Annotated in this window: 15 protein-coding genes; 7 read left to right on the plus strand and 8 right to left on the minus strand. The window is 44.6% G+C overall.

Features of this window, described 5'->3' with window-relative positions; all coding sequences use genetic code 11:
* The first annotated feature begins 161 nt into the window (after positions 1 to 161).
* Both AC3E9V_RS19490 and AC3E9V_RS19495 read left to right on the plus strand, forming a co-directional pair.
* Positions 162 to 3,314 (plus strand): Ig-like domain-containing protein, encoded by a 3,153-nt coding sequence (locus tag AC3E9V_RS19490; RefSeq protein WP_488749835.1) that lies wholly within the window; start codon positions 162 to 164, stop codon positions 3,312 to 3,314.
* 174 nt (positions 3,315 to 3,488) lie between these two features.
* Positions 3,489 to 4,040, plus strand: a complete 552-nt coding sequence (locus tag AC3E9V_RS19495) for a DinB family protein (RefSeq protein WP_488749836.1) — start codon at positions 3,489 to 3,491, stop codon at positions 4,038 to 4,040.
* Positions 4,041 to 4,130: 90 nt separating this feature from the next.
* Here AC3E9V_RS19495 and AC3E9V_RS19500 read toward each other — a convergent pair whose 3' ends face one another.
* Entirely contained in the window at positions 4,131 to 4,910 is a 780-nt protein-coding gene (locus tag AC3E9V_RS19500; protein WP_488749837.1) for an acyl-CoA desaturase, read from the minus strand.
* A 115-nt stretch (positions 4,911 to 5,025) separates the two neighbouring features.
* On the minus strand, positions 5,026 to 5,625 hold the full coding sequence (locus tag AC3E9V_RS19505; RefSeq protein ID WP_488749838.1) for a sigma-70 family RNA polymerase sigma factor: 600 nt from the start codon (positions 5,623 to 5,625) through the stop codon (positions 5,026 to 5,028).
* Positions 5,626 to 5,735: 110 nt separating this feature from the next.
* Here AC3E9V_RS19505 and AC3E9V_RS19510 point away from each other — a divergent pair, with 110 nt between their 5' ends.
* Complete coding sequence (locus AC3E9V_RS19510) at positions 5,736 to 6,437, plus strand: pseudouridine synthase (protein ID WP_488749839.1); 702 nt, start codon at positions 5,736 to 5,738, stop codon at positions 6,435 to 6,437.
* On the opposite strand, the gene AC3E9V_RS19515 is transcribed toward AC3E9V_RS19510, so the two are convergent.
* On the minus strand, positions 6,417 to 7,370 hold the full coding sequence (locus AC3E9V_RS19515; RefSeq protein WP_488749840.1) for an aldo/keto reductase: 954 nt from the start codon (positions 7,368 to 7,370) through the stop codon (positions 6,417 to 6,419). The genes AC3E9V_RS19510 and AC3E9V_RS19515 overlap by 21 nt on opposite strands.
* Positions 7,371 to 7,422: 52 nt before the next feature.
* Here AC3E9V_RS19515 and AC3E9V_RS19520 point away from each other — a divergent pair, with 52 nt between their 5' ends.
* Positions 7,423 to 7,815, plus strand: coding sequence for a response regulator transcription factor (locus AC3E9V_RS19520; RefSeq protein ID WP_488749841.1), 393 nt, complete (start codon positions 7,423 to 7,425; stop codon positions 7,813 to 7,815).
* Positions 7,816 to 7,898: 83 nt separating this feature from the next.
* Here the strand turns inward: AC3E9V_RS19520 and AC3E9V_RS19525 are convergent, their stop codons facing one another.
* Positions 7,899 to 9,272, minus strand: coding sequence for a cystathionine beta-synthase (locus AC3E9V_RS19525; protein WP_488749842.1), 1,374 nt, complete (start codon positions 9,270 to 9,272; stop codon positions 7,899 to 7,901).
* 118 nt (positions 9,273 to 9,390) lie between these two features.
* Between AC3E9V_RS19525 and AC3E9V_RS19530 the strand changes: the two genes are divergently transcribed.
* Entirely contained in the window at positions 9,391 to 10,938 is a 1,548-nt protein-coding gene (locus tag AC3E9V_RS19530) for a GNAT family N-acetyltransferase (RefSeq protein ID WP_488749843.1), read from the plus strand.
* Between the two features lie 137 nt (positions 10,939 to 11,075).
* On the opposite strand, the gene AC3E9V_RS19535 is transcribed toward AC3E9V_RS19530, so the two are convergent.
* Both AC3E9V_RS19535 and AC3E9V_RS19540 read right to left on the minus strand, forming a co-directional pair.
* On the minus strand, positions 11,076 to 12,059 hold the full coding sequence (locus AC3E9V_RS19535) for an aldo/keto reductase (RefSeq protein ID WP_488749844.1): 984 nt from the start codon (positions 12,057 to 12,059) through the stop codon (positions 11,076 to 11,078).
* Positions 12,060 to 12,558: 499 nt separating this feature from the next.
* Positions 12,559 to 14,217, minus strand: coding sequence for a tetratricopeptide repeat protein (locus AC3E9V_RS19540; RefSeq protein WP_488749845.1), 1,659 nt, complete (start codon positions 14,215 to 14,217; stop codon positions 12,559 to 12,561).
* Positions 14,218 to 14,264: 47 nt separating this feature from the next.
* Here AC3E9V_RS19540 and AC3E9V_RS19545 point away from each other — a divergent pair, with 47 nt between their 5' ends.
* On the plus strand, positions 14,265 to 14,801 hold the full coding sequence (locus AC3E9V_RS19545) for an LOG family protein (protein ID WP_488749846.1): 537 nt from the start codon (positions 14,265 to 14,267) through the stop codon (positions 14,799 to 14,801).
* Between the two features lie 3 nt (positions 14,802 to 14,804).
* Here the strand turns inward: AC3E9V_RS19545 and AC3E9V_RS19550 are convergent, their stop codons facing one another.
* Together AC3E9V_RS19550 and AC3E9V_RS19555 are read right to left on the minus strand one after the other, a co-directional pair.
* On the minus strand, positions 14,805 to 15,623 hold the full coding sequence (locus AC3E9V_RS19550) for a sulfotransferase domain-containing protein (RefSeq protein WP_488749847.1): 819 nt from the start codon (positions 15,621 to 15,623) through the stop codon (positions 14,805 to 14,807).
* A 217-nt stretch (positions 15,624 to 15,840) separates the two neighbouring features.
* Positions 15,841 to 16,560, minus strand: coding sequence for an L-type lectin-domain containing protein (locus tag AC3E9V_RS19555; RefSeq protein WP_488749848.1), 720 nt, complete (start codon positions 16,558 to 16,560; stop codon positions 15,841 to 15,843).
* Positions 16,561 to 16,676: 116 nt separating this feature from the next.
* On the opposite strand from AC3E9V_RS19555, the gene AC3E9V_RS19560 reads away from it, so the two are divergent.
* A complete protein-coding gene (locus tag AC3E9V_RS19560; RefSeq protein ID WP_488749849.1) occupies positions 16,677 to 18,947 on the plus strand; it encodes an ATP-dependent helicase in 2,271 nt (756 codons plus the stop codon).
* The last annotated feature ends 4 nt before the right edge of the window (positions 18,948 to 18,951 follow it).

Genomic DNA, 18,951 nt, shown 5'->3' on the forward strand with positions numbered 1-18,951 from the left:
TGAGCTAATTTTGGATCATAAACCAGGAATCCCACATCCTTAGGTCAAACCTTAACATATTACATTTATTGCATTCATTCCTCACAATATATACCCCTATTTATTATTTATTAAAAATAACTTGACAATAATTAAAATAATTTCAACCTAAACCATATGCTATGAAAAAGGTTTTATTATTGTTTGTTAGTATGCTTTGCATGCTAATGTATTCTCCTGCCCAGGAGAATTACACATGGAAAAATGCCGAAATTGTCGGAGGAGGATTTGTGCCTGGTATCATTTACAATGATTCAGAGCCGGGGCTGGTATACGCACGAACTGATATTGGAGGTGCGTATATCATGAACAATGCCACCGATCGATGGGAACCACTCCTCGACTGGGTAGGATGGGATGAATGGGGTTATACGGGTGTTGTTAGTTTAGCGACTGATCCCGTAGATCCAAACAATCTCTACCTGGCTGTTGGGACATACACCAATGATTGGGACCCAAACAATGGGGCCATCCTCCGGTCAACGGATAGAGGAGCCACATTTGCAGTAACACCCATGCCCTTCAAAATGGGGGGAAACATGCCCGGTCGTGGAATGGGCGAACGGCTGGCCATTGACCCCAATGACAACAGTATCCTTTACCTTGGAACACCTGAAGGAAACGGGTTATGGAAAAGTACGGATTTCGGAGCCACCTGGTCACAGGTCTCTAACTTCCCAAACCTTGGCCACTATGCAGATGACCCGGATGATCCTTTTAACTACCTGAGTATGGAACACGGGATCGTCTGGGTGACGTTCGACGAATCTTCCGGGAGTCAGGGTACCGGCTCCTCTACCGTCTATGTGGGAGTAGCTGATACCATTACCAGCATCTACCAGACAACTGACGGAGGAGCCACCTGGTCGGCTGTACCCGGCCAGCCTACATCTACAGGGTTTATCCCTCATAAGGGAAAGCTGGATCCGGTAAATGGCTACTTGTATGTCGCATACAGCAATGACGGAGGCCCCTATGCCGGGGATAAGGGAGATGTATATCGCTACAACACCGCCACCGGCGAGTGGCTGCAGATCAGTCCTTACCCTTCGTCCAGCGGCGATAACTACTTCGGCTATAGCGGGCTCACCATCGACCGCCAAAATCCGAACATCATCATGGTGACGGGATACAGCTCCTGGTGGCCTGATACACACATATGGAGAAGCCTGGACTTTGGGATCACATGGACACGGATATGGGACTGGACGAGGTATCCAAATCGCTCGTTCAGATACACCCAGGACATCTCGGAAGCTCCCTGGCTCGACTGGGGTGGTCTACCAACCGGCGGAGGCCGTCCCGGAGCAGAGGTTCGGCCTATGCTGGGATGGATGACCGAAACGCTGGAGATAGATCCGTTTAATTCCAACAAAATGATGTACGGCACAGGAGCCACGATCTACGGTACCGACAACCTGACCGAGTGGGACAATGGAAATCAGATCCTGATCACTGTCAAAGCCATGGGACTGGAAGAAACCGCTATCCAGGAGTTGGTAAGTCCGCCGGCCGGTCCCCAGCTGCTCAGCGGAATGTACGATGTGTATGGGTTTACTCACAATGATTTAAGTGTGGTACCAAATGAGTTCTTTTCCAATCCCAGCATAGCGACGGTAAGCATTGACTATGCTGAAAATAACCCTGCCTACATTTTCCGTGTGGGTGATGGGGACGAGGAAACTGTTGCTGCCGGCTACAGCACAGATGGAGGGAACACCTGGTCGCCTGTGATGGGACAACCTACAGGAGTGGTTTCAGGTAAAGGTACCTGTGCGGTAAATGCCAGCGGTAATACGGTAGTCTGGAGCCCTGAAGATGCTGGTGTACATTATTCTACAAACAATGGTCAGCAATGGACTGCTTCATCGGGCATACCTGGCGGTGCGGCAGTAGAGTCTGATCGCGTAAACCCCAACAAATTCTACGGTTTCTCCAACGGGACTTTCTATGTAAGTACCGACGGAGGAGCTTCATTCGCAGCTACAGCGACGGGCCTTCCTAATGATGCACAGTTTAAAGCCGCTCACGGGCAAGAGGGGCATATCTGGATGGCCGCTTATGATTCCGGCATGTTGCGGTCTACCAACTCCGGAAGCTCATTCGTTAATCTGGGAAATGTAGAAGAGGCAGATAATGTAGGCTTTGGCAAAGCAGCTCCGAGCCAAAGCTATGTAGCTATCTACACCAGTGCTAAAGTAAACGGAGTAAGGGGTATCTACCGATCGACTGATGAGGGTGCTTCCTGGGTCAGGGTCAATGATGATCAGCATCAATATGCCTGGACTGGGAAAGCCATTACCGGTGATCCACGGGTCTATGGTCGCGTATATGTGGCTACAAATGGACGGGGGATCATCTATGGCGACATAGACAGTGGAGGTAATACTGCACCAACAGTTGCCATCACCAGCCCTGCAGATGGAGCAACCTATCAGGAAAACGATACCATTACCATCACGGCATCCGCGTCTGATGCGAATGGCTCCGTTACCCAGGTAGAGTTTTTCGCTAACGGAAATTCGATCGGGACAGACAGCTCAAGCCCTTACAGTATTGAGTGGGTGGTGCTATCCGGAATAACTACATTATCAGCTACAGCAGTAGATGATCAGGGTGCAGTAGGATCAGCTATGGATATTACAGTAACAGGGGAGTCACCAAGCAATGCTACCTTCATGTATGTGGAATCCATCACAGCCAGTGCTGTAAGTGAAGGACGTGGAAATAAGCGCGGACAAGCCGTGGTTACCATCCAGGACGACACTGGCTCACCGGTGGCCAATGCCACAGTATCCGGGACATTCTCAGGAAGCTGGAATGAATCCGGCTCAGGAGTTACAAATTCCGATGGTTCCGTTACCATCCAGACCTCCACTGCTCAAAAAGGGAATGTAAGTGTGAATTTTTGTGTAGATAACATCACACATTCCACTCTAACTTACGATGACACACAAAACCTGATCACTTGTACAGGTGCCGGGGCCAGGATCTCAGGAAGCTTTACAAATGAACTCAATCAAAATATAGCCCTGATCATTTATCCAAATCCGGTCACTAACAGAAGGTTGAGTGTTACTCTGAATGAACCACCAGAAAAACCCATTCATTTCACAATGAATGATATGCAGGGAAGAATGGTCTTGAGCTCAAGACTTATTTCTACTGAAAATACCATCCGAATACCGGGGAATATAAACCCGGGCATCTATTTTGCACAAGTCTACTTAAATAGTAAAGTGATATTGAAAAGAAAGATCCTGATCAAGGATTAAAATCATCTAACCGCTGGTCTAAAAGAAAGGCTCGCTTTACGGCGGGCCTTTCCTTTTTCAGACAACCTGAAAATTACTCCGTATGGCTTTCAAATAATCTGATATGGATAAAAATAGCCCGCCGATCTGACCATGCTGAGAAGCATTAACCGCTGATTTAGATATCTTTGGGTTATGCAACCTGACAGTAATTGGCTCAATCAGATCGATGATACTACCAGTGCTTTCAAAGCAGTATGCAGCAACCTCACTCATGATGAGCTCAACTGGAAGCCTGCCGCGGATAAATGGAGCATAGGCCAGAATATAGAGCATCTTATAATCATCAATGAGAGCTACCGCCCGGTAATAGAAGCCTGTCGTTCGGGGAGTTACAAGCTTCCTGTTTGGGGTAAACTCAATTTTATAGTAGCCTTTTTCGGGAAGACCATCCTGAAATCCGTCCAGCCGGACAGGATGAGAAAAATGAAGACTTTCCCGATCTGGAAACCATCGGAAAGCAACATTTCAGAAGACATTCTGCTCCGGTTCTCCAGGCATCAGGAAGAACTCAAAAAACTGATAACAGCATCCGCTGACTTAATTGAAAAAGACATCATCATTTCTTCACCGGCTAACGTAAACATCGTCTACAGACTCAGGACGGCTTTTGATATTATCGTGACCCACGAACAACGGCATCTTAAGCAGGCAAGGGAGGTCAAAGCAGCAATGGATTACAACTGACTAACATCTTCAATTGCATGAAAAGCCAAAAAAAGGTCACCCCTTTTCAAAGATGACCTTTTAATGTCGAAATCATTTATACAAACTAAGCTAAGCTGCTACCTTCTTCTCAGTCTTTTTCTCGAGCCTCACTTCTTTTTGTTTAGGCATATGTATGATGCCTACTTTGTTAAACAATTTGATAACCTGATAAGTAGGGTCTATTTCATGCCAACGAATGCCTCCAAAGTTGGCTCTTGAGCCGTACTTATGGTGATTGTTATGATAGCTTTCGCCCATCATCAGAAAATCAAACGGCAAGAAATTTCTGGAGGTGTCACCCACTTCGAAGTTTCTGTATCCATAGACATGGGCAAACCAGTTAATGATAGCACCGTGAATTGGAGAAAGCATCCACTGCAAAGGAAGCAGTAGCCACAACCACCAAACATCTACAAACTGCCAGTAAACAAAGAAATACGCTGCTCCCCAGCCTACTCTACTTACCCATGAGCGGGCAAACTTGTCAAAGCTGTGCCACGCAGGCACCCCTTCTGTAAATCGTTTATCTACATCCACTTTTCTGCTGGTGATCGCAGAATAGATGGTTTTGGTTTTCCACATCATTTTGAAGATGCTCTCATCGTATTTTGGTGAGTGCGGATCTTCAGGGGTATCGGCATAAGCATGGTGCATTCTGTGCATCACACCATAACCATACGGACTCAAATAATTGGATCCTTGAAATAGCCAGGTTAAAACGAAAAACACCTTTTCGGTGAATCGATTCATGGTAAACGCCTTATGTGCAGCATATCGATGCAAAAAGAACGTTTGAAAGAATAGCGACAAGTACCAATGCGCTATAAAAAACAAAATAATTACTTCCATTCGGTTTGTTTTAATTAGTCTTCAACACAATTCAGGGGCTTCTTCCCCTTATTACTATTGGTTAAGACAAAGTCAATCTCCGTTTGTGACAGAAATACAAAAAAGCTTTTGAAAATTATTCCTCTTCGGAAGGGCCTCTTTCAAAGATATGATCCATAAGCTGCTGAAAATCACCCTTTTGAGAGGCTTTATTGATCGCTTCAAAATATTTATCCACATCAAAAGAAAAGGTAAATCGCTCACTTTCTTTAGCGAGCTTTTCTTTAGCCCGGCATACCAACTGGCGGCAGTGGTCTTTTTTCTTATTGAAAATCTCCTGAAGCTCGTCATAGTCAAAATCAAAGCCTTCTCTTAATAGAAACAAGCCTCGCTCAAGCGGACCAAGTTTCTTATGGAGTACACTAAGAGCCGCACCAACCTCATGCTTAAGATCAAGATGGGAAAAGTCTATCTTTTCGAAAAACTCCGGAACTTTAACCGATTCCAGATAGTCCTTTTTCTTCTGCTTGATCGAGTTGAGGTGATTCAGACTATTGTTGGTCACAGACCTGATCAAATAAGCCTTGATATTCTCAATTTTGGACCTGTCTGCACTGAGGTATTTCAGAAAGGTATCCTGAACAATATCTTCAGCATCGTGTATACACCCCACTATGCGATAAGCAATGGCTTGCAGCAGAGGTTGATAAAGCGTTATGGTTGCAGTCTGTGTCAAAATATAAAAGCGTAAAATTAACTATACCCGGGCGATATATTGCAACAATTTTGTTTAAACACTCAAGATAACCCGACAAATGGTAGTTATTTTACAATCTTTGTAGTGAAATGTTAGAAATTTTATACCAGGATAATCACCTTATAGCCATCAACAAACCCCCGGGGCTGTTAGTTCACCGGTCACCAATGGCCAGTGACGTAGATGAATTTGCTGTCCAACTCCTTAGAAACCAGGTAGGTAAATGGGTCAACCCTGTGCATCGTCTTGATCGCAAAACCTCTGGTGTTTTACTCTTCGCTTTCGACGCATCCGTCAATAAAAGGGTCATGGACCAGTTTGCTTCCAGAAACATCAAAAAAACCTACTGGGCAATCGTGAGGGGATACACTGAGGATAAGGGCATCATCGATTATCCACTCGAAAACAAAAAAGGAAAGATACAAGAAGCAATAACCCACTATAAAACCTTAAGAAGATCTGAACTGCCGATACCATCCGGGAAACATGAAACATCCAGGTACTCCCTGGTCGAAGCTACTCCTGAAACAGGCCGAATGCACCAGCTACGTAAGCACTTCTCGCATATCCTTCACCCGATAATCGGGGACAGACCTCATGGGTGCAACAAACAGAATAAGTTATTTAAAGAAAAGTGGGATATGACCCAGATGCTGCTCCATGCACAGTCCCTGGAATTTGATCACCCTGAAAGGGGTGAAAAAATCAAAATCACAGCAGATATCCCTTCGGAATTTGCCAGAATGGCTGAACTAATGAGCTTTGATACGCTAATACTCCCACAGGTCTGATTGCTCATATGGCGTACCTTCGAAGGTCCAGAGGCTGCCATCAATATAGCGGAATGACTCCCTTATTTCATTCACTCTTATAAATTCCTCATTCGTAAGATCCAATGTAGAAGCCTCAAGGTTCTGCTTTATCCTTTGCGGATTTGATGATTTGGGGATCACAGCTATACCACGTCTGATCGACCAGGCTATCAATACCTGTGCAGTCGAGGCCTCATGATTTTCTGCAATGTTTTTAATCACCGGATGCTCCATCAGCACAGGATCATTTTCTTTTCTGACTCGCGATGGACGGTCATTAGAACCCAATGGAGAATATGCTGTCATAAGGATCCCTTCAGCACTACAATAATCCACCAGCTTTTGCTGAGGAAGAAAAGGATGCAGCTCCACCTGGTTCATCTCCGGTTTGATGGCAGCATTTGCACCGATTTCTTTCAGTTTAGCGATATTAAAATTGCTCACTCCGATATGCCCTGCTAATCCGGAAGTCACACAATCCTCCATTTCCATCCATGTTTCTGTCAGTGGCGCTTCCTCATAGGATAAAAAGTCACTACCCTCCCTGGGATAGAGCACTCCCGGCTTTAAAGCCACCGGCCAGTGCATCAGAAACAGATCCAAATAGTCGAGTTGCAGATCCCTTAAAGTTTTCTGCAACTCCCTTTTCACATGTTCTTTCTTATGTGAGGCATTCCAAAGCTTGGAGGTCACCCATAGCTCTTCTCTTTTTAAAATACCCCGATCAAAAGCATCCCGAAAAGCCGCTCCAATCTCATCCTGATTACCATAAATAAAGGCACAATCTATATGGCGGTGACCACACTCCAAGGCAGCTGAAACAGCCTTGTAAGCTTCGCCTGACTCAGATTTCCAAGTTCCCAGACCCAGGATGGGCATTTCATCTCCGTTTTTATACTTTAGGTATTTCATAGAGTCTGTCCCGTTTTATTTCATCATTTTTCTACGCAGAATTTAACACATCGTGAATGAAAAATTTGATATACTTGAAGAAAAAACCAACGGAATGATCAGGTGTGTAGCTATAGACGATGACCCTTTATTTTTGAAGACTCTGAAGATCATGCTGGAGAAAGAGGAAGGTGTAGAATTAACCAACGCTTACACAAATCCGGTAGAGGGAGTCATGGCCATTGTAAAGGTAAAGCCGGATGTGATCCTGCTTGACCTGGAAATGCCTTATCTGGATGGTCTGGAAGCTATAGAGACACTGGACAAACTCCCAAAGATCATTGTCATCTCCGGACACAGTACCTTTAATAACAAAAACCTCAAAGTGGATGCCTTTATTCATAAACCAGACCTGGCAGCCACCCCCCACATCCTCTGTGAGGAGCTCCACAAACTTTTTGTATAAAAAAATCCCTCACCGGATGGCAAGGGATTTGCAAGCAAAGAGTTAAAGATTATTTGTTCTACAATTACTCGAATATACCAAAATCAATTACTTATTGCAAGCAATAAGTCACTTTGAGTGATGATATGCACATCATCTTTCTGATCCCGTACCAGCAAAGCCCGGGCATCTTTATTGATCAGGGAAGAAAGCACGTCCACGGTATTGTCCATCCCCACAAACTGGAATGGAGGATCCATAATCTCACTGACAGCTTTGTCCTTTACTGATGGATCATCAATAAGGCTTTTGAGAACTCTAGTATCGTTCAGACTACCCACAAAATCAGTTCCGTCCACTACCGGTATCTGATCTATGCCATGCTGGTTCATCATCAGTATGGCCTCCCCTACCTTAGTGGTCTTATCTATGGTTTTCAGTTTGCTGCTTCCATTTCTACTGGCAACGATATCCTTTGCTGTGGCAAACTTCCTGGCTTCCAGAAAGCCGTGGTCCTTCATCCAGTTGTCATTATAGACCTTGCCAAGGTAACGTGTCCCATGGTCGGGAAGCAGGATCACCATGACATCCTCGTCCTTTAGGTTTTCCCGGGCATATTCCAGTGCTCCATGTACTGCTGAGCCACAGGACCAGCCTATGAAAAGTCCCTCCTCACGAGCCAGTCTCCTGGCCATAATGGCTCCATCTTTATCAGTTACTTTTACGATGTGGTCAACTACTGAAAAATCTACATTCCCGGGAAGAATGTCTTCCCCGATACCTTCCGTCAGGTACGGGTAGATCTCTTTTTCATCGAAGATGCCCGTCTCCTTATACTTCTTGAATACAGAACCATACGAGTCGATTCCTACCGTAATCACATCCGCATTCTGCTCTTTCAGATATTTTGATGCGCCACTTATGGTACCACCAGTACCCATACCGGCAGCATAGTGAGTTACTTTTCCATCAGTATCCTGCCAAATCTCAGGGCCGGTAGTCTCATAATGTGCCCTGGTGTTGGATATATTATCATACTGATTTGGGTAAAAGGAATTTGGGATGTCCTGATTTAGCTTTTTAGCTACGGAATAGTATGATCTTGGGTCATCCGGTGGCACATTGGTAGGACAAACGATCACCTCTGCTCCCACCGCCCGAAGGATATCTATCTTCTCCTGAGACTGCTTATCAGCCAATGTGAAGATACATTTATAGCCCTTTGCCTGGGCTACCAGCGCCAGTCCCATGCCGGTATTTCCCGAGGTACCTTCAATGATCGTCCCGCCCGGCTTTAAAATACCTTCTTTCTCAGCATCTTCGACCATTGTCAGTGCAATTCGATCCTTTACGGAATTGCCGGGATTGAAATATTCCACTTTCACAAGGATCGTTCCTTTCACCCCTTTATTCACACTGTTTAGTTTAACGAGCGGGGTATCTCCTATCGCATCAATTAGCGTATTATAATAGCGCATGCTTTTTAACTTAGACTTTTTTGCAAATTTACGGAATATGTACACGACTGTCTGTGAAAGGGGTTACTTTTTAGGTGATCAATAATCAAAATTGTCAGGGACTGGTTAATTACTCTGTATGGAAAAGAATAAATCAATTGAAAATGCCGCCGGCCTCAATGTGCGGCTCAGGAATTTACAACTTTCGGATTACCCCAACTTACGGGAAATCATGGAAAAGGTCTATGAAGACGTAGATGACCCTTACTGGGAGAAAATGGACATAAAAAGGCTTTTAAAGATCTTTCCTGACGGACAGCTATGTGTGGAAGTAGAAGGTAAGATGGTGGCAGCTGCTCTGGCAATCATCGTGGACTACAAAAAATTTGGTGATAACCATACATACAGTCAAATAACAGGGGATGAAACTTTTAGCACACACAATGAAGAAGGGGATGTCCTGTATGGTATCGATGTGTTTGTTCACCCCGATTACAGGGGGCTTCGTCTGGGCAGACGGCTGTATGACGGGCGTAAGGAACTTTGCGAAAATCTGAACCTGAAATCAGTTGTGGCTGGTGGACGCATTCCAAACTATGTAAAGCATGCAAAAAAGATGACCCCTCGTCAGTACATCGATGCGGTAAAAAACCGGGAGATCCACGATCCCATTCTTAATTTTCAGCTAAGCAATGATTTTCACGTTAAAAAGATCCTGAAAAACTATCTCCCTGGAGATGCCCGGTCCAAAGACTTTGCTACCCTCCTGGAATGGAATAACATTTATTACCAGGAGGAAGAAAAGCTTATCAACGCTCCCAGAACTTACGTGCGTATTGGTCTGGTGCAGTGGCAAATGCGGCCGTTTAAAGATTTTGATTCACTGGTTGAGCAGATGGAATACTTCATTGATGCTTTTGGCGACTACCAGTCTGATTTCATTTTATTTCCCGAGCTTTTCAATGCTCCGCTTATGGCTGAATACAACCATCTTGGAGCTCCGGAAGCTATACGGGGGTTAGCCAAATATACCGAACCCCTCCGGGAAAAATTCACGGAGTATGCCGTGGCTTACAATGTGAACATCATTGCCGGCAGCATGCCGGTACTGCGGGATGAAAAACTGTATAACGTGTCTTACCTGTGCAGAAGGGATGGTTCGTGGGATAGCTATGAGAAAATCCAGATCACCCCTTCAGAGCAAAGCTCCTGGGGAATGAGCGGCGGTGATAAGGTAAAGGTTTTTGATACGGATGCCGGAAAAATAGGAATTACCATCTGCTATGATGTGGAGTTTCCGGAAATCGCACGGCTTTACGCTGAGCAGGGCATGCAGATCTTGTTTGTACCTTTCCTTACAGACACTCAAAATGGCTTTAACCGGGTGAGGTATTGTGCTCAGTCAAGAGCTATAGAAAATGAATGCTATGTAGCCATCGCAGGATGTGTAGGCAACCTCCCAAAAGTTAACAATATGGACATTCAATACGCGCAAAGCGCCATATTCACCCCTTCGGACTTTGCTTTTCCCACCAATGCCATCAAGGCGGAAGCCACCCCAAATACGGAGATGACCATCATAGGTGACGTGGACCTTGAACTCTTAAAGGAGCTTCATGAATTTGGAAGTGTGAGAAACCTCAAAGACCGAAGGCTGGACCTGTATAACATTAAGCTAAAGAAATAATAAATATAATAAATACCCTATTTAGGGTATTGATTTTGGGGTGTGAATTACCGATCTTAGCTATTAGATTGAGTAATTAGTAAATATCTCTTCATTCCTCTTCAGATTACGCGCCGATTTTTGGCGCGTAATTTTTTTTACCATTGGTGGTGAACTTCCTCCCTGATGTATTCATCATAGACTTTTTTGACAGCTTTCATCTGATCTTCATTAAAATCCGGCAACCGTATGGCCTTCACATTTGCCTTGATCTGGTCCGGGTTGCTCGCTCCGGGAATGACCGTACTGACCTCAGAAAACATCAATATCCATTTCAAAGCATACTGGAAGAGTGGTCCGTCTCCAAAATATTGCTTCAACTCATCTACCGCCTTTAAGCCAAGGTCTAATGGCACACCGGAAAACGTCTCACCCTTATCAAAAAATTCGCCGTTGCGGTTAAAGTTTCGGTGGTCCTCCTTATGAAAAGTCTGGCTAGCGGTCATTTTTCCACTCAGCAGCCCACTTGCCAGCGGAACGCGCGCTATAATGCCTACGTTCCTTTCAGCCAGCTTTTTAAATGCTTCTTCTGCCGGCTTTTGCCTAAACATATTAAAAATAATCTGTACAGTCTCTACCACATCATGTTGAGAAGCGGTGAGCGCCTCCTCCACTTTTTCTACACTCACACCGAAGTGTTTTACTTTTCCTTTTTTCTTGATCTCTGCTAAGAGATCAAATATTTCACCCTTTTCATATACGGGAGTAGGAGGACAGTGTAGCTGAACCAGGTCGAGCTCGTCAAGCCCGGTGTTTTTCAGCGCTTCATCCACGAATTTCTCCATTGCTCCCGGAGTATAGGCCTCCGTAGTATGAGGATCCAGCCGCCTTCCTATTTTAGTGGCAATGTAAAGGTTATCCCGATCTGCCTTTACAAACTCTCCGACCGTTCGCTCACTTTGCTGTGCATCGTACACATCTGCAGTATCCAGAAAGTTAATGCCCTCATCAAGAGCTGTTTTTATAATATTCCGGGCAATTTTCTGATCAAAATCTCCTCCCCAGCCACCACCTACCTGCCAGGTTCCCAGAGATATTTCAGAGACCTTCATGCCTGTACTTCCAAGTATTCTGTAATTCATATATTCCGTTTTTCTCCTTGTTACTAAATTAATCAGATTGAACCCGATTTGTTTGCTTACCCTGAATGAAGAATAATCCTGCATTGTCAGGTTGCAATTAAGCAGTATGGAGTATGGCTTGATGAATTTTTCTATAACCCCATACCCCGCCATGATCATTCAATATAGCTTGACAAAGTGGAAATAATATGCGCGGCACACAATAAAAAAGCAGCTCCCGAAAGAGCTGCTTTCAAAAAAATAGACTCTGGCCCTTTCGGACCAGGCACTTAGACATCTGCTAACTGGAGGCAGAGATCAGAAAAAAATCAAGTTAGGTTCATCCAATATCCAAACCACAATGATCAAACAGACAACCATGCCAACAAGCAGCATTGTCCCTTCAAAAAATCTCTTTCGCTCCATAGTGATGTCTAAAATGTACTAATCAAAACCGCTGCAAAAATTGGCTGTAAGTCTAACTAATCAAAAGAAACAGGGTATACAAGAGGTGAACATGCTAGACCTTTTTCACTGAAGCGCCTATCTCATTCAGAAAATCATTGAGATTAACATCAGATGGGAGGTTAAGCTTCTTCTTTAGCCGGTACCTCGCTGTTTTGACGCTCTCAGCAGATATTCCCAGAATATTAGCTACCTCTTTCATGGACATATTTAACCGGATAAGCGCACTCAGCCTTAATTCATTATTGGTCAAAGATGGATTTTGAGCAATCAACTGATCAAAAAAGTCCTGATGCAGGCTTTGAAACCTGAGTTTGAAATCTTCCCAGTCTTTATCTACCTGCTGCTGACTATTGATGAGGCGATCTATCTCCTTAAATCGCTTTTTCAAACCGGGCTCCAGTTCCGGGTTTTGCCTGACTGATTCCAAAACTTCTTTCAGCTCTTCGAAGAGTTGATTTTTTTGAACAAAATTCACCGTGTAGGAGGTGATCTCCCTGTTTTTCATTTCCAGCTCACGATCCATTTCACGAGCTTTTAGCTCAGCGCGCTCCTGCCGTTGCCTCATTTTCAGACGCTGACGCTGAAACAATAAATAACCGATAACCAGGATTAAAACAAACAATACCACCAGTACAATCCGTAAGATAAAATCAAACCTGGCTTGCTGCTCCAGCAGGGTAATTTCCTGCTCTTTTTGACTGATGAGTCGCTCCTTCTCTACCGCTACCAGGCGAGCCTCAAAGTCAGCAATATTGCGGGCTGTCTGTTCATTAAAGATCGAGTCCCTTAGTTTGACATAATTATCATAATAATAAATAGCCTGCTCATAGTTACCCCGCTCCTGGTAGATGTTTTTCAGATCATAAAACAGTTCCTTAAGGCGCTTTTCCGACCCGATCGATTTTGCTATACGCACTCCGTCCAGCAGGTAACTTTCCGCTTCCTGAATATCTCCCATTGCCAAATGAGCTACCGCCAGGTTTTCATAATTTTTCGTCAGCCCTTCCTGATCATTGTTTTGTTTACAGAGGTTTATTGATTCCTGGAAAAGCTCTATAGCTTTCCCGTAATCTTTTTTGGCGGTGTAATAAAGCCCCAACCTGTTTAGCGATTTTGATATACCGTAGACAAAGCCAATGTCTTGATGAAACCTGAGCGCCTGGTCTAAATAGCTTTTGGCCTGATCAAGATTTTCCAGCTCAAGAAAAACTGTCCCCATTTTGTTGTAAGTGGTACCGATCCGGTCCCTGGCACCCACAGCTTTAAATAGGTCCAATGCGCCTTTGTATTGATCCAGAGCGCGGTGATGATCTTTCTGGTCAGCATAAACCAACCCAATGTTCATCTTACAGTTGGCCTCTCCAAGGGAATTACCAAGCAGCTGGTACAATCGGAGGCCATCATATAGATTGGTCAGCGCCTGATCATACATACCCCTGGCCCAGTAAGCCACGCCAATTACACGATTCGAAAAAGCCAGAGCTGATGAATCATGCAGTAATTCTGCCATCGTCTTAGCCTTCTGGCCATAATAGATCGACTCTACAGGATTCACAATCCAGTACTCATAACCTAGCTGATTGAGTACATCTGCTCTTTCACTCGATGTTTCCGTATAGACCTCAAGCAATCGCTTAAGGCTGTCAATCTTCTGTGAGAATGCGGCTAAACTGAAGATGTAAAGCAAAATGGATAAAAATATGCTTCTCATACGGTAATTTTATCACTTGTCTTTATTCACGACATAACCTTTCGATCATGACCAGGCGATTAGCTATTTTCTGCGGTTCAAAAAGTGGAGATCACCCAATTTACATCGAAAAAGCAAAGGAATTATCCGAAACACTCCATAAAAATGCTATCGGTGTTGTTTACGGAGGAGGGCGCGTTGGGTTGATGGGTGTTTTAGCTGAAAAGATGTTGGAGCTCGGCGGAGAGGTCATTGGGATCATTCCCAAAAAGATCAAAGACATGGAAGTAGCCCATACCGGGATTACGGAGCTGCATGTAGTAGATACCATGCATGAGCGTAAAGCAATGATGGCCGAAAAGTCAGATGGATTTATTGCCATGCCGGGAGGGATAGGCACCATGGAAGAGATCATCGAGGTGTTTACATGGCATCAGCTTGGATATCACAACAAACCCTGTGGATTTCTAAATGTCAATGGCTACTTCAATAAATTTTTTGAATTCCTTGATCAGATGGTTGATGAAGGTTTTTTTACCAAAGACCACAGAGACACGCTGATTATTGAGGAAGATCCGAATAACCTAATTCATAAGATGATGTAAATTCTACGGGTTCTTCTGAATCGCATAGTCCCTTACAGCTTTCCAATCCTTTTTATAAAACACTTTGACTTTTTCGAGGCTTTCTTCGTGTATCAACTGCTTTTCACGAGTCAGCCACTCAGGTATCATTATTGCGGCATACAAAATCAAATGATAAAAGGCCCAAACGGGTCTGAACAAAAGCCAGTGTTTGACTTTGTTTTTATACCCCTTTGGAGTCCTCTTTACAAACCTTCTGCAGAAAGTCCTCAGAAATAACAACTGCTTATCGGAAAAAGAAGCATGAACCGGTTTCAGAGAAATTTCACTTTCGTCAAAATCAGTCCCTGTATAATCCGCTATCTTTCTCAAAAAAGCTACCGGATCACCTTTCAGATCTTCATAAAACAGCACCAGAGGAGGGTGATCAAAATGTTGCTCAATGGTTTTTAGCATCGGCAGGAAATACAGGTCTTTTTGTTTCCAGAACCCCTTGTCGTTTTCCAGGTCAATGAACTCTTCAAAAGAGCCAAACCATCCATTTTTTACATGCCTCCGGTATTGAGAAGCAATCCACTCATCATGCCTCCGTAGTAGAATGATAACTTTCGCACTTGGAAAATCCTCACTAAACCAACGCACTTCTCGCTCAAGCTGACGATCAAACTCACGAGATACCAGTATCCGACCCTGACCTGTGGGAATGAGGGATTTACTTTTCCTGTACTTTGTGGAAGGGAGATATTGTATATGTTTTAGTCTTGGGAAAAATCGCTTTTGCAGAAAGGTAGAGGCCACTTTACCCAGACCAACATGAAAATAGATCTCCCTTACTTCACTCATGGGTGCTAAGATAAACCGATCAGGGATTTCAGCCTTTTTTAATAATCGAATAATATTTGAGTGATGTTTTATTAATTTAGCCGTGATTACAAGTCACCAAAATACAGATTGGCTACTTATACCAGAAGCTTTGTGAAACGAACCAAGACCAACTGGAAAACCATTATTCTCCTTTGCGAGATCTTTGCTTTCGCAGGTTTCCTTCTCTTAGTAGTACTTAACCACTTTTATCATTTTGTTCTGTAAGATTATGTACTAACCGCCTCAGGCAGAAGTACTGTAGGTTATGTGCTCTACCGGTGGAAGCGGTAAATCCCCATATGACTTCCACTTCCCCTTCAAAGACATCATTAATCAGGTCACGCTCCACCGCGACCACCCGTACTCCATCCCAAAAAACTTCGATGAGTTGTTTCTCAGGGTCCCACCGAAACCTGAAGTCATGTAGCAGATCATCTTCCATGTTGTAAGTAGAGTCTCCCCCATTCCAGTAAGTTTCGTGTCGGCTTACTCCATTTTCCAGGTAGGCTACATGGTCACAAGTGGGATCATTCTGAAAGAGGTTCTGATAGGTATCAAACTCTACAGCCACAGAAGGGTCTATGGAGTTGCCTGGACGCAGTGGATTAAACCGGCCATAGCCCATACATTCGCCCCACTGACCAAATGCATCAAAGCCTCGAATATCATTGTGCACAACAAAAGTGATACCATCAGCCCCCTCTTCCTTGTCGCCCAGGTATACATCAAACTGGATTTCAAAATACCGGGTCAGATTTAGCTTGGTGTAATTGTATGCCAGACCTTCAGCATAGGGCTGGTCCGGAGTGAGCTGAATACACCCATTGGACATCTTACCGGCAGTTCCCAGGAAATAATACTGAGCTTGTGAAGTGGTGAAATGGCCTATGAGCAAAAGGAAAATAATGAACCGCATCAACATTTATAACGACCGAATCAGGATTTTGATTTTTTCTGAGAGAAAAAACCTAAATTCCACGAAGGATGTTATTTTGACTTACCTAGTTGATATGATTAAATTAGATTTGCCAAATGGCAAGTGAAGTGCAGGCAGACTATCTCAAAGAACTCAATCCTCCTCAACGTGAAGGCGTAGTAAATACTGAAGGCCCTACCATGCTTATAGCAGGCGCCGGCTCTGGTAAAACCCGCGTGCTTACATACCGGATCGCTCACCTTATCAGGTATCACGATGTAGATCCTTTTAACATCATGGCGCTGACCTTTACCAATAAGGCAGCCCGCGAAATGCGAGAGCGAATTGAGAAGATCGTAGGGAATGAAGCCAAAAACCTTTGGATGGGGACCTTCCACTCCGTTTTTGCAAGGATCCTGCGGGCTGAAGCTTCTCGTTTAGGCTATCCCAGCAACTTCACCATCTACGACACAGATGACTCAAAAACGCTGATCCGACAGATCGTCAAGCAATTGAACCTGGACGATAAGCTCTATAAGCCAAACCTGGTTCTCAACCGGATTTCAGCCGCCAAAAACCGCCTGGTCTCGTGGCAGGAATATGTAAACAACCCCATCTATGCCGAGGATGATACCGCCAACATGCGGCCGGAGATGGGTCGGCTGTATCAAACTTATGTAATGCGCTGCTTCAATGCAGACGCCATGGACTTTGATGATCTGCTTTTCAATACGAACGTTCTTTTCCAGGAAAATCCGGATGTCCTTAACAAATACCAGCAACGCTTTCATTATCTCCTGATCGACGAGTTTCAGGATACAAACATCTCACAGTACCTCATTGCCAAGCGACTGGCAGCAGTACGACAAAATATTGCGGTAGTGGGAGACGATGCACAGAGTATCTATGCGTTTCGGGGAGCTGATATTAAAAACATCCTGAATTTTGAGCGGGACTATCCGGACCTGAAAGTGATCAAGCTGGAGCAAAACTACCGCTCTACCAAAAACATTGTAAATGCAGCCAACTCAGTAATCAACAAAAACAAAGCCCAACTCAAAAAAAGTGTCTGGACAGACAATGAGGATGGTGACCTGATCGACCTGATCAAAGCCACCTCAGACAATGAAGAAGGGAAGCTCATTGCCTCTGCCATTTTCGAAACAAAAATGCAGACACAGGCCAAAAACAGTGAGTTTGCCATCCTCTACCGTACCAACAGCCAGTCCCGGGCTATGGAAGAAGCCCTGCGTCGCAATAACCTGAAATACCGGGTGGTCGGTGGTGTCTCGTTCTACCAGCGAAAAGAGATCAAAGACCTGATCTCCTACTTGCGTTTCATTGTCAATGCCAATGACGAGCAGGCCATGCGCCGGTGCATCAACCTGCCTAAGCGAGGCATCGGACCAGGCACTATTGAAAAACTGGTGGTGGCCTCATCCGAGGAAAATAAGCCACTATGGGAGATCATGGAAAATGCTACCAGCTACATTGGCGGCCGGGGTGGCAACCAGGTAGAGGAGTTTGTGGCCCTGATCAAAAGCTTTAGGCTGACCGCTGAGAAAAAAGATGCCTACGATGCAGCCGCACATGTGGCTAAAAATTCCGGCTTGCTAAAGGAGCTGTACGAAGACAAAACCATCGAAGGGATGAGCCGGTATGAAAACGTGCAGGAGCTCCTCAACGCCATCAAAGAGTTTACCGATGACCAGGAAAGAGAGGATAAAAGCCTGAGTGCCTTCCTCCAGGAAGTAACCCTGCTGACCGATGAGGATCGAAACAGTGATCCTGACGAAGCTGTCACTCTCATGACCATTCACATGGCCAAGGGGCTGGAATTTAACTACGTATATATCGTGGGGATGGAAGAGGAGCTTTTTCCTTCGCAAATGATGCTTAGCAGCCGTGCCGACCTGGAAGAAGAACGACGCTTGTTTTATGTGGCCATCACACGGGCAAAAAAGAAACTGCACATGAGCTATGCACTGAACAGGTATCGCTTTGGCAGGTTAAAAAACTGTGAACCCAGCCGGTTCCTGGAGGAGGTAGACCCGCAGTTTATCAAAATCAATAAGAAGTTTTCTACTACTGCTCCGCTCTCCTCTGCAGAGAGCTATGTGACCAAAAACTTTGTTAACAACCTGAAGAAAGACCGGGCCAATCGCAAGTTTGCTTCTGCTCCACAGCACAAACCCAGCCCGGATTTTAAACCCAGCGACACCAGCAACCTCGCTGAAGGAATGCGTGTAGAGCACCCGAAATTTGGTTTTGGAAATGTCACTCACATTGATGCAGAGGGAGCTAACAAAAAAGCCAAAGTGGATTTTGAAAGTGCCGGAGAAAAAACCCTGCTGCTTAGCTATGCAAAGCTAAGGATCGTGGAGTAGCGCA

Source organism: Marinoscillum sp. HNIBRBA16962, assembly GCF_057801515.1.